The sequence below is a fragment of the Thalassotalea litorea genome, assembly GCF_043642205.1.
Classification (GTDB): domain Bacteria; phylum Pseudomonadota; class Gammaproteobacteria; order Enterobacterales; family Alteromonadaceae; genus Thalassotalea_A; species Thalassotalea_A litorea.
The window spans coordinates 1-10,596 of the sequence record NZ_JBHZSG010000068.1 but is presented as its reverse complement, the minus strand read 5'-3'; the positions used below and the strand labels follow the sequence as shown (position 1 = coordinate 10,596).

Below are 10,596 nucleotides of genomic sequence, written 5' to 3'. Positions count from 1 at the left end.
TAATATAGAATGACTATATCAATAAAATCTATGTTGTAACTGAACCTCTGCCCTAACTCTGAGTTGTGCACAAACTTGATGTGATTGGTATAACGCTTGAATTGGCATTTGATCCTCTTAGATCAAATGCCTGGTTAAAAACCATGGATTCGCTCTGAAAATTCAGCGACGCCATGGTTTTTTTTTGCTCAAAAAGTTAATCACACAAACTGTGGATAACATTGTGCATTAGCTTGTGAGAGATGAACTCAGCTCAGTAAAACAGGCTGTTTTAGCGGTTGTCTGTTTTCTGTACAGCCCGAGAGCATTGGTTTTCCATTAAACGAAAGCTGGTTAATCCTTGATACGCAAAACATCGTTAAACATCGGCAAAAAAGCAGGATCTAACGGAAAATATTCGGCGATCTTCAACAACACAACGGGCTTTTTCAAAGCAACTTAACTAATGGCAAGTAAGGGGTTTTATGGTATGCTACGCGCTAATTTTTTATTAGCGGGTATCGATATGGATCTGGTTAAAAGCCTGCATTTCACTCTGGCGATGACAAGCATATTAATGTTCAGTTATCGTTTTGTGTTATTGATGCGCAAACCCGAGCAGCTTAACCAAAAGTGGCTAAAAATATTACCTCATGTGGTGGATACATTTTTACTGATCACCGGTATCACGTTAATGATATCGTTCGCATTTTATCCCACGCAACATGATTGGATGCTGGAAAAACTATTGGCGTTATTTGCCTATATTTTTACCGGATTTTACACCTTGAAATGGGCTCGGACTGACGCCATGAAGTATCTGGGTTACCTGGGCGCCTTAGGATGGTTTGTTTTGATCATCAAACTCGCCATGACCCACCAGACCATGTTTTTGTAAATCGTGCTCAGAAACGTTCTCTTCGTCATCGGGTTCCTTAATAATTACCAGTAGTAGAAGTAATGAAAGAATTGTTAATTTCGGAATTGATGCCGGAAAAAGTAAACTTGTTAGATAGTCTATGTTTGTTGGAACAAGAGATATTCAACCAGCAACCGCGGCGGACCGAGCAGGTTAGCCAGTTGGCTGATCTGCTAATTTCAGAACTCAGCAATATTGAAGATCCGCTTGATCAGGCTGAGAAAATTCTGGATGTACTGTTTGTGCAGAAACTAATGGCAGATACTCCTAAATCGTTTTATGGGGTTGCCAATCATCGTCTTGACTATGGTCTGGATTTTATTGATATGGCGCCAACGTTGAAAGTCATCGTGTTGCTACATGTGATCCGCTGTACTGGCTTAGACGTCGATGTCGTGTTTATTCCGGATGAAATGATGGTGCGAATTACCTGTGATGATACTTATGCGGTGATTTTTGATTGCGTAACCGGCGATCCGATTAACTGGCAAGAATTAGATCAACGACTTAATCAAGTCAGCCCAAATGATTCGCAGTTGCCGCTTCAAGGTGTTGAAGATAATAAGCTGATCAGTCAATATCTGACGTCATTGAAAAACGCCTTGATTCGCGAGCAGCAGTTTACGCAAGCCTTAGTATGCGTGGATATTCTTCTGGCCATGACGCCGGACGATCCCTACCAGCGTCGAGATCGGGGATTTTTATTGCAGCAAATGGATTGTTTTAAAGTCGCCTTTGATGATTATCGTTACTTTGTTGAGCGCTGCCCGAAAGATCCGGCGGCTAAAATGTTGCAAATGCAACTTGACCTGTTTACCGAAACGGAAGTCGTTTTACATTAATTCAGCCAGAGTGCGCATACACAAGTAGACAAGCGCTCGGCGATGCATAAAAAAAGAAATAATCGGGAGAAGTTATGGAACACACCGCTTTAATTACCAATGACGCGACCATTCTGGGTTTGCTCGCATTGATGCTTGGCGCCGTATTTTATACAGCAAATAGTGCCAAGCCAGGTTGGCAGAAATTTTATGCAGTCGTACCTGCGGTATTGCTGTGTTACTTCCTACCATCGTTATTGAATACCTTTGGTGTGATCAATGGCGAAGAATCCAACCTGTATTACGTGACATCGCGATTTTTACTGCCAACCTGTCTGGTGTTACTTACCTTAAGCGTGGATTTAAAAGCAATTGCCGGACTTGGCTGGCGTGCGGTCGCCATGTTCTTTGCGGGAACCTTCGGTATTATAATCGGCGGTCCAATTGCACTAATGGCGGTTGGTAGCGTTTATCCAGAATTGTTAGGTGGCAATGGCCCTGATGCCGTTTGGCGTGGCCTGACAACGGTAGCCGGCTCCTGGATAGGTGGTGGCGCCAACCAGGCAGCGATGAAAGAAATCTACGATGTTGGCGATGACATTTTCTCGGCCATGATCACCGTTGATGTTATTGTTGCCAATCTGTGGATGGCGGTTTTGCTGATTATGTCAGCCAATGCCAAACAGCTTGATGCAAAATCCGGTGCTGAAACCGGAGCGATTCGCGAACTTCAGGAAAAAGTTGAACAATTTCAGGATAAGCATACTAAAGTTCCGGCGCTGCCTGATTTAATGGTGATACTAGCCATTGGTCTGGGGGTAACAGGCTTCGCGCACTTATTTGCGGATACCATCACCCCATTTTTTGTTGAAAATTATCCTGAGCTGAAAAAGCTAAGCTTTCACAGTAAATTTTTCTGGATGATCGTATTCGCCACTACCGTCGGCATTACCCTGTCGTTCACCAAGGCGAGAAACCTTGAAGGGGTAGGGGCGTCTAAAATTGGTTCAGCGATGCTTTACTTATTAATTGCGTCCATCGGAATGAAAATGGACGTCACTATGATCAAAGACGCACCATTGTATTTTGCTGTAGGTGCGGTCTGGATGATCATTCATGCGTTACTGATGTTGGTGGTTGCTCGTTTGATTAAGGCACCATTATTCTTTATGGCGGTGGGTAGTCAGGCGAACGTTGGCGGTGCGGCATCAGCGCCGATCGTTGCTTCCGCCTTCCATCCTTCACTTGCGCCGGTTGGCGTATTATTAGCCGTTCTCGGTTACACTGTAGGTACATTTGCCGCCTGGTTCTGCGGCCAAATCCTGCAGTCTATTGCTTAATTTGAGGTTTTTATGAGTCAACAATCGATTTCTGTCGCCAATTTAAACGTAGCCAATGATAAGCCATTCGTTTTATTCGGCGGGATGAATGTTCTCGAGTCACGGGATTTGGCAATGCAGATTGCCGAGCGTTATGTGGAAGTGACCACGGAGCTTGGCATTCCTTATGTATTTAAAGCATCATTTGATAAAGCCAATCGTTCTTCCATTAACTCTTATCGTGGACCCGGTATGGAAGAAGGTTTGAAGATTTTTGAAGAAATTAAAAATACCTTCAATATTCCGGTGATCACCGATGTTCACGAACCTCATCAGGCACAACCTGTTGCTGAGGTCGTTGACGTGATCCAGTTGCCGGCGTTTTTGGCACGACAGACCGATCTGGTGGTTGCGATGGCAAAGACCGGCGCGGTGATCAATGTCAAAAAACCCCAGTTTCTGGCGGCTCATGAAATGCGTCATATCATCAAGAAATTTTCTGAAGCGGGCAATGAGCAGATAATTCTTTGTGAACGTGGAAGTTGTTACGGTTATAACAACCTGGTCGTTGACATGTTAGCGATGGATGAAATGAAGACCATGGCACCGGTTATCTTTGACGCCACTCACGCGTTACAAAAACCCGGTGGACGTTCTGATTCAGCCGATGGTCGTCGTGCACAAGCCGCGCAATTGGCTCGCTCTGGCATGGCGTTGGGCATTGGTGGGCTGTTTATCGAGGCGCATCCGGATCCAGACAATGCAAAATGTGACGGCCCTTGTGCATTACCGTTACATGCCTTAAAGCCGTATCTGGAACAAATGCAGGCCGTCGATCAACTCGTAAAGTCTTTTCCGAAATTGATCACCGACTAATAGCCATATTTGCTGCAGTTAATAAATAAAGCCGGCTTGTAGCCGGCTTTGCTGTTTTTTACGTCTGTAGCCTTATATAATTCATGAATTATTCATTAGAATTTCTAATCCATGGCGACACGTCTTCCACCGCTTAATGCGCTTAAAGCTTTTGAGGCTTCAGCCAGGCATTTGAGTTTTACTAAAGCTGCGGATGAGCTGTTTGTTACTCAGGCCGCGGTATCTCATCAAATAAAGTCCCTGGAAAATCACTTGGGCATAAAGTTATTTATGCGTAAGAACCGCGCGTTACTATTGACCGAAGAAGGTCAAAGTTATTATTTGGACATTAAAGACATATTCACCGCATTGCAGGACGCAACTCAACGCTTGCTGGCCCGGAATTCAAAAGGAGCGATAACGGTAAGTCTGCATCCTAGTTTAGCCATTCAATGGCTGGTACCCAGGCTGAGTGATTTCAGCCGTTTATATCCCGATATTGATGTCAGGATCAGCGCCGATGATCGTGATGAAGATACCCTGACCGATGATGTGGATATTGCCTTTTATTATGGTCGAGGTAACTGGCCGGGGGTTATTGCCGATAGAATGATGACCGAGTATTTGCAGCCGGTTTGTGCACCGAGCTTGCTGGAAGATTTGAGTAAGCATGGTCAACTGGCGGCAATTGAAGATTTAAGCGGTCAGACATTGTTGCATGACACCTCACGGCGTGACTGGAAACGTTTTTTTAAAAATGTCGGGATCCATTCTCGCAACGTTGATCAGGGGCCGATATTTTCCCATTCCGCATTGGTACTACAAGCGGCGATCCATGGTCAGGGCATCGCACTGGGTCATAATTTATTAGCCAAACCGGAAATTGAAGCCGGGCGCTTGATAGCACCATTTTCAGAAGTGTTAGTGAACAAAGATGCGTTTTACATTGTGTGTCGTTCGCCCTTGCAAGAAGGTGGCCGTATTGCACAGTTTCGAGAATGGGTGCTGGACACCGTCGCCGAAGAAGAACAAGCCATCGACGAGGATAAAATAAATTAATGCATAAGCTTTTTGATTTTACCGCTACAACGGATTTTGAACCTGACTCGGTTGCTTTCGATAATGCGGTTGGTAACCCCGTAGCCACTCTAATTTTTGCCCATGGGGCAGGTGCAGATAAGGATAGCGTTTTTATTCGTTCAGTGATTGAACAACTAAACCAGGGCGGGATGCAGGTGTTAAGTTTTAATTTCCCGTACATGCAACAGCGAAAGCTTGATGGTAAGCGCCGCCCACCGAATCGTATGCCGATATTACAACAACACTTTAAGGCTATGATTGATGCCTATCAGGACAATATACCGTTGCTGATAGGGGGTAAGTCCATGGGATCTCGGGTAGCAATGACGTTAATCGAATCCTCAAATGTCGTTGCCGGTTTTTGTTTTGGTTATCCATTTCATCCGCAAAATAAGCCAGAGAAATTGCGCCTTGAACCTTTGCAACAACAGGATAAGCCGGTTTTGATTTTACAGGGGCAAAGAGATGCACTGGGGAATGAGGCGGAGATTGAATCCTATCATTTGACGGATAACATTGAGGTTAAGTTCTATGTGGACGGTGATCACGATTTAAAACCCAGATTAAAATCGGGTTTTCGTCATCAACAACATATTGATCAAAGTTGTCAGGACTTACTGACCTTTATTTCTCAGGTTACCAAGAAAGAGGAAGGGTAATGTTCACACGAAAGATATTCCCGTTGTTTGCTGGCATCAATGGCGCCGTTTGGTTAGTGATATGTGCCTGGTTAGTTCATGGTGCAGGCAACTATTCAGACAAAGACATTAGCTCCCTTGCCATCGCCACGTTGTTTGCATTCATTCACTCTTTGTTATTAATGCAACTGGGATTTACGCCAAAAGAAAATAGCCATTACCTGCTAAACTGCGCTGGAATATTGCTTATTGTTGGGATTTTTTTGTTTTGTTTTATTATTTTATTCAAAGTCGTCTGGCCGGGCAGTATAATTGCCGCCCTATCATCACTGACACCAATTGGTGGTCTGGCGTTAATTAGCGCTTGGTTATTGATTGCCTTACAAGGTTTTTTAAAAAAATGACTGCAATCGTACTATATTGTCGCCCCGGTTTTGAAAACGAATGCGCGGCTGAAATTCAGGAAAAAGCGGGCTGGAATGACGTGTTTGGCTATATCAAACTGAAAAAGAACCAAGGGCTGGTCGAATTTCACCTGTACGATGCGGAGCAGGGGGATACCTTGCTGCAAAAGTTACCACTTAAGCGTCTGATTTTTGCCAGACAGTGGTTTCTCACACTCGGTGAGGTTATCGACTTGCCTGACTATCAGCGGGTAGAGGCTATTTCTGAAGCGTTAGGTAGCGAATTTCGTTATGAAGAGTTAAGGGTTGAATCATTGGATACCAATGATGGTAAGGCCTTGAGTAAATTCATTCGTAAACTCTCCGTGCCATTGCGACAGGCGTTGCGCAAATCAGAGGTTCTGGCTCCCAAACAAAGTGATGAATATGTGCAGGGGGCAGCGGTATTGCATGCCCTGTTCTTTAGTGGTCAGCAGGTGCAATTAGGGTATTCCTATGCCAGCAACACGTCACCGCATCCTATGGGGATCCCAAGGCTTAAGTTTCCCAGTGCGGCTCCAAGTCGTTCAACATTAAAGCTAGACGAAGCATTTCTTCATTTCATTCCCAAGGCTGAACGGGAAGAGCGTCTGACTTCAGGGTTAAATGCTACGGACTTAGGCTCCGCACCAGGTGGCTGGACTTATCAGTTAGTACGCCGTGGCATGATGGTCAAAGCCGTTGATAATGGTCCTATGGCGGATTCCTTGATGGAAACCGGGCAGGTCAAACATTACCAACAAGATGGTTTTAAGTTCCGTCCCAGTAAGAAAAATAATTACTGGCTGGTGTGTGACATGATTGAAAATCCGATCAAAGTTGCCAAGCTGATGGCAAGCTGGGTGATTGACGGCGACTGTAAAGAAGCGATGTTTAATTTAAAACTACTACCCGGAAAAGGACGTTATCAGCAGGTTGAGAAAGGCCTGAAACTTATCAAAGATATGCTTAGCGAACACGATATTTGGTATGAGATGTATGCCAAGCATTTATATTATGACCGTGAAGAAGTTACGGTTCATGTGCGGGCGTTAGGGAAGAGGTGATTGCGGGCGCATTAGCGCCCTCATGGTGGCAGACTTCAGGTTTCCGGACTCAGAAAAAGCAACTCAAAAACGCCACTCCGAGCAAAAAATCGAAGATTGTTTCGAGTTGCCGACACGGACGTTGGTATGCAGTATTTGTCAGGAACTGAATTACTGTACCCGCGACACAAAGTGTCGCTTCGAGTGAAAAACAAACCAACTGCGTCATGCCGTGATACTACACGGCATCTAGGGCGAGAGCCGAACGGCTCTGATGTGCCAACAACGGGAATTAAAACTCCCTGAGTACGTATCGTAAACGATACTCCGAGTACGTGGCAGAAAATGCCACTCCGAGCACACAATCAAAGATTGTTCCGAGCACGCGACGAAAAACGTCGCTTCGAGGTAAAAACAAAAAAACTGAGTCATTCCCTGATACTACAGGGAATCTTAGCTAGAGCCGAATGTCTCAAATGTGCCAGGAACGGTCTGTTAGCAATTGCTAATATACGCTGGTTTGGAGGTGTTAATGCCTAACTAATGCGCGCGACGCTTTTTCGCATCGCATTGATTTTTTGTTAGGCAATGAAGCGGGCATTAATTTAACAAAGTACCTTTGCGCATCTTTTCTACTACTATCGGCGCAATGTCTTTAAGCCATTCAGTATCAGCGGCTTTTTCAGCCAACTCAATTGCCTTGTTAATATCTTTCTCTATCCCATCACCTTTATAGTAAAGGTATGACAGATCCAAGAGGCAATTCCCATCATTTAACCGTGCTCCCGCCTCGTACCAAGAAATTGCTTTCTTTGGATCTCTCTCTACACCTATACCTCTATCGAAAATTCTTCCAAGCTTGCAGTAGGAATTACGAGCAAAGGTCGTCCCCTTAGTTAATAACTCAAATAGTACAATTCCATCAGGAATCTTTTCGGGGTAATAGTCAAAGTAGAAATCAGCTAATTTGAACATCCCGAGTTCATCACCACCATTTGCAGCTATGAGCCAAAACTCTTCTGCTTTCCTGTAGTTTTGCTTAACGCCATCTCCGAAATAATATAGGTTTCCAAGTTCAACTGCTGAATCCATTGATCCGTATTTGACAGCCTCCAGCCAATATTTCCTAGCTTGGGGAACACTGCGACTAACACCACCAACTCTCTTGTCTGCACAATTATAAATATCACCAAGCACAAAGAGTGCTTCCGCCGATGTGGCTAAATCATCAACATTTAAAATATCTATTGCCTTTTGGTCTTCGTGCGATCGCCAATAGGCTCTAGCTTTCTCAATTTTAGACATTACTTTTTTCGCCCAACATTTTATTCTTTTGACGATAGCAAAATGACCGCTGCTCGCTCACTACGGCCGCTTACGGCTGCTTATTTTTCAATAAGTTACGTTATTTATGGCGACGTCGAAAATATACCAAACTCAGTCAGTTAGCAATTGTTAATAGACGCCTGTTTAGAGGATTTAACGCTTTGGAAAAGGGGCAATCAACAATGAATTTACGAACGAATTTGAGTAACTTGTTATACCTACGGTTCATCACAAAACTGAATGTTATTTTCCGCTCTAAGGACTTTATCAAGTTCATTTTTCAAATTTTCCAATGGCGTTTCAACATCAAGCTTACCTAACCATTTGTTAATAAGTGAACTGAATTTGAAAAATGGTACTTCTAATTGAGGGAATACGTGCCAAACCACTTCACTTCCTTTCGGGGGGCGTCCTTCTTCATAGTTTTCTAATGATTCTTCCGATTGCATTGCTCCGCAACCAAGCCAAAGCAAGTAATCATCATAAACACACATGACACACCAGCCCCAATCTTCTGGAATAACTTCCGTTTCATAGCCTAATTTGGCAAACTCTGTACTTAACCATGTAGCGAGTGACTTACCATAGCATCCAGGATTAGTATCCTCATCTTCGTGTTTCTCAATTTCAAATAATGTTGATTTAAACCAATATCCAGATTCCAAACCACACCCTCCCTAGTAGATATAGCAGTTTATTGTTTGTCATATATTGAATGACTGTAGTTCGCTCTTAGCCGTCATAGGTAAATAAATTAGTGTTAATTACTATAGGCCTCAAGCTTGTTAATTAAATGGCTAGCTATTGTTATGCATTTGATCGCTTTACCTTTTTAAATTTCGCTTGAAAATAAACACTTAGTGCAGATAAAAACAATATGAGAGCTAACAGAATAAAAATTGCAAACGCAATATATTCCTGGCCAGGTTTCGCTGAGATATTAAACCCTACAATAATTAGGAGGATTGAATTGGCTATACTTATCCAAGATGTAATTAATGCTAATTGATGTTTTGCGATTGAGTAAGCAGTTACTTGGATAACTCCAATTACAATATAAGCAATTGCAATAAAACCAAAAATACTTTTCCCGAAACTGCCTAAAGAAAGTAAGAGCCCTATAACGGACAGTATTACTCCGCCTATTATACCTGGAATGCAATATTTAATATTCAATTCTAATTCCTTTTGATTGCCAGCAAACAATATGCATAACAGTTTTAGATAAAAGGCCAACGACCGTTAATCGCTCTCAGCAGCCGCTCGCGACTAACTACTTTTCAATAACTTACGCTAAAAATACCGACGTCGCAATTGTACCTGGAACAGATGTTCGGTTCAGAGATCCTACCCCACTAACCAACACGAGACTTAGCACTGCACATTAACTTAAGGAATTCACGAGCACTCCGCCCGCCAATAGTTTAGGGAATCGGATGCTATAGGTAATGTGATAATGGAGCCATTTTGTAATTTAATATCCCTAGAATTTTCAATTTCTACTTTTGTGCAATCTCTTATCCGCTCGGAACCCTCTTCTATATTTCTAATATTTTCCCATGGGATCATAAATGCATTAAAGTAAGGCATATCTTGGCAAAAAAAGTACAAACCAGTGCGAGAGTGTTTCGATGCAAAAGTGTGGCTAAACCTGTCGATAACACCAGAACCATATACCCAATCGGTGCTTATCCACTTAAATTCAAGCAGCATTGGGTCAAACTGATTAAGATTGGTATCAAGAAGCATTTTCTCTTCAGAAAGTCGACGAATGGCCTCTCTGGTTACATAATGCATCGGACCAAGTAACCTTATGTAAATAAGAAAAAAGATACCTATTGAGAAAAAAACACCGAATACAGCACTTTCCATAAAATAAAATACTCCAAACCCAAGTAAAGAACAAAAAACCATATACGGAAGTTTGGTTAAAAGCATGCGATTTATTACGCGAACAAATATCATATCAGTCACTTAACGTTTATGTTTTTCTTTAATTGCATGTTTACAATTCAATGGATGCTTCGGAGTACCGATTATGAAGATAGTTAATTAGCGAACGACTGCTCTATAGAAATTGAGTTATCTTCAAAAAATTCATGAGTGACTGCAATTCGCTCACAAGAGACATTAACCTTTTCAATCTGTTAACGTCAACTTATGCCTGAAACGGTGTATGGGGAATTGCCAA

General features: G+C 42.9%; 12 protein-coding genes. 8 read left to right on the top strand and 4 right to left on the bottom strand.

Going from position 1 to position 10,596, the window contains the following annotated elements; translation table 11 throughout:
- The first annotated feature begins 469 nt into the window (after window positions 1-469).
- The 8 genes from ACHUFQ_RS16585 to rlmM all read left to right on the top strand — a co-directional run bounded on the left by ACHUFQ_RS16585 (window position 470) and on the right by rlmM (window position 7,100).
- Window positions 470-877 (top strand): SirB2 family protein, encoded by a 408-nt coding sequence (locus ACHUFQ_RS16585; protein WP_394176962.1) that lies wholly within the window; start codon window positions 470-472, stop codon window positions 875-877.
- Window positions 878-939: 62 nt separating this feature from the next.
- Complete coding sequence (locus ACHUFQ_RS16580) at window positions 940-1,740, top strand: tetratricopeptide repeat protein (protein WP_394176961.1); 801 nt, start codon at window positions 940-942, stop codon at window positions 1,738-1,740.
- 74 nt (window positions 1,741-1,814) lie between these two features.
- Window positions 1,815-3,059 (top strand): DUF819 family protein, encoded by a 1,245-nt coding sequence (locus tag ACHUFQ_RS16575; protein WP_394176960.1) that lies wholly within the window; start codon window positions 1,815-1,817, stop codon window positions 3,057-3,059.
- A gap of 12 nt (window positions 3,060-3,071) precedes the next feature.
- Entirely contained in the window at window positions 3,072-3,914 is an 843-nt protein-coding gene (gene kdsA, locus ACHUFQ_RS16570) for a 3-deoxy-8-phosphooctulonate synthase (RefSeq protein ID WP_394176959.1), read from the top strand.
- 111 nt (window positions 3,915-4,025) lie between these two features.
- Complete coding sequence (locus ACHUFQ_RS16565; protein ID WP_394176958.1) at window positions 4,026-4,952, top strand: transcriptional regulator GcvA; 927 nt, start codon at window positions 4,026-4,028, stop codon at window positions 4,950-4,952.
- A complete protein-coding gene (locus ACHUFQ_RS16560) occupies window positions 4,952-5,632 on the top strand; it encodes an alpha/beta family hydrolase (protein ID WP_394176957.1) in 681 nt (226 codons plus the stop codon). The genes ACHUFQ_RS16565 and ACHUFQ_RS16560 overlap by 1 nt, the downstream gene beginning before the upstream one ends.
- The gene (locus ACHUFQ_RS16555) at window positions 5,632-6,015 is read left to right on the top strand and encodes a DUF423 domain-containing protein (protein ID WP_394176956.1); all 384 of its coding nucleotides are present in this window, start codon (window positions 5,632-5,634) and stop codon (window positions 6,013-6,015) included. Before ACHUFQ_RS16560 ends, ACHUFQ_RS16555 begins: the two co-directional genes overlap by 1 nt.
- Window positions 6,012-7,100: a 23S rRNA (cytidine(2498)-2'-O)-methyltransferase RlmM gene (gene rlmM, locus ACHUFQ_RS16550; RefSeq protein ID WP_394176955.1), complete on the top strand. Its 1,089-nt coding sequence runs from the start codon at window positions 6,012-6,014 to the stop codon at window positions 7,098-7,100. Before ACHUFQ_RS16555 ends, rlmM begins: the two co-directional genes overlap by 4 nt.
- 579 nt (window positions 7,101-7,679) lie before the next feature.
- Here rlmM and ACHUFQ_RS16545 read toward each other — a convergent pair.
- From ACHUFQ_RS16545 to ACHUFQ_RS16530, 4 genes are all read right to left on the bottom strand, one after another.
- Entirely contained in the window at window positions 7,680-8,384 is a 705-nt protein-coding gene (locus ACHUFQ_RS16545; RefSeq protein ID WP_394176954.1) for a tetratricopeptide repeat protein, read from the bottom strand.
- 239 nt (window positions 8,385-8,623) lie between these two features.
- A complete protein-coding gene (locus tag ACHUFQ_RS16540) occupies window positions 8,624-9,070 on the bottom strand; it encodes a hypothetical protein (RefSeq protein ID WP_394176953.1) in 447 nt (148 codons plus the stop codon).
- A 142-nt stretch (window positions 9,071-9,212) separates the two neighbouring features.
- A complete protein-coding gene (locus tag ACHUFQ_RS16535) occupies window positions 9,213-9,581 on the bottom strand; it encodes a hypothetical protein (RefSeq protein WP_394176952.1) in 369 nt (122 codons plus the stop codon).
- 222 nt (window positions 9,582-9,803) lie between these two features.
- Window positions 9,804-10,379 (bottom strand): hypothetical protein, encoded by a 576-nt coding sequence (locus tag ACHUFQ_RS16530; protein WP_394176951.1) that lies wholly within the window; start codon window positions 10,377-10,379, stop codon window positions 9,804-9,806.
- Between the last annotated feature and the right edge of the window lie 217 nt (window positions 10,380-10,596).

What these genes read in the sequence shown, in the direction of transcription:
- ACHUFQ_RS16585 (WP_394176962.1), top strand. Translation starts at nt 470, where the DNA reads ATGCTACGCGCTAATTTTTTATTAGCGGGTATCGATATGGATCTGGTT.
- ACHUFQ_RS16580 (WP_394176961.1), top strand. Translation starts at nt 940, where the DNA reads ATGAAAGAATTGTTAATTTCGGAATTGATGCCGGAAAAAGTAAACTTG.
- ACHUFQ_RS16575 (WP_394176960.1), top strand. Translation starts at nt 1,815, where the DNA reads ATGGAACACACCGCTTTAATTACCAATGACGCGACCATTCTGGGTTTG.
- kdsA (WP_394176959.1), top strand. Translation starts at nt 3,072, where the DNA reads ATGAGTCAACAATCGATTTCTGTCGCCAATTTAAACGTAGCCAATGAT.
- ACHUFQ_RS16565 (WP_394176958.1), top strand. Translation starts at nt 4,026, where the DNA reads ATGGCGACACGTCTTCCACCGCTTAATGCGCTTAAAGCTTTTGAGGCT.
- ACHUFQ_RS16560 (WP_394176957.1), top strand. Translation starts at nt 4,952, where the DNA reads ATGCATAAGCTTTTTGATTTTACCGCTACAACGGATTTTGAACCTGAC.
- ACHUFQ_RS16555 (WP_394176956.1), top strand. Translation starts at nt 5,632, where the DNA reads ATGTTCACACGAAAGATATTCCCGTTGTTTGCTGGCATCAATGGCGCC.
- rlmM (WP_394176955.1), top strand. Translation starts at nt 6,012, where the DNA reads ATGACTGCAATCGTACTATATTGTCGCCCCGGTTTTGAAAACGAATGC.
- ACHUFQ_RS16545 (WP_394176954.1), bottom strand. Translation starts at nt 8,384, where the DNA reads ATGTCTAAAATTGAGAAAGCTAGAGCCTATTGGCGATCGCACGAAGAC.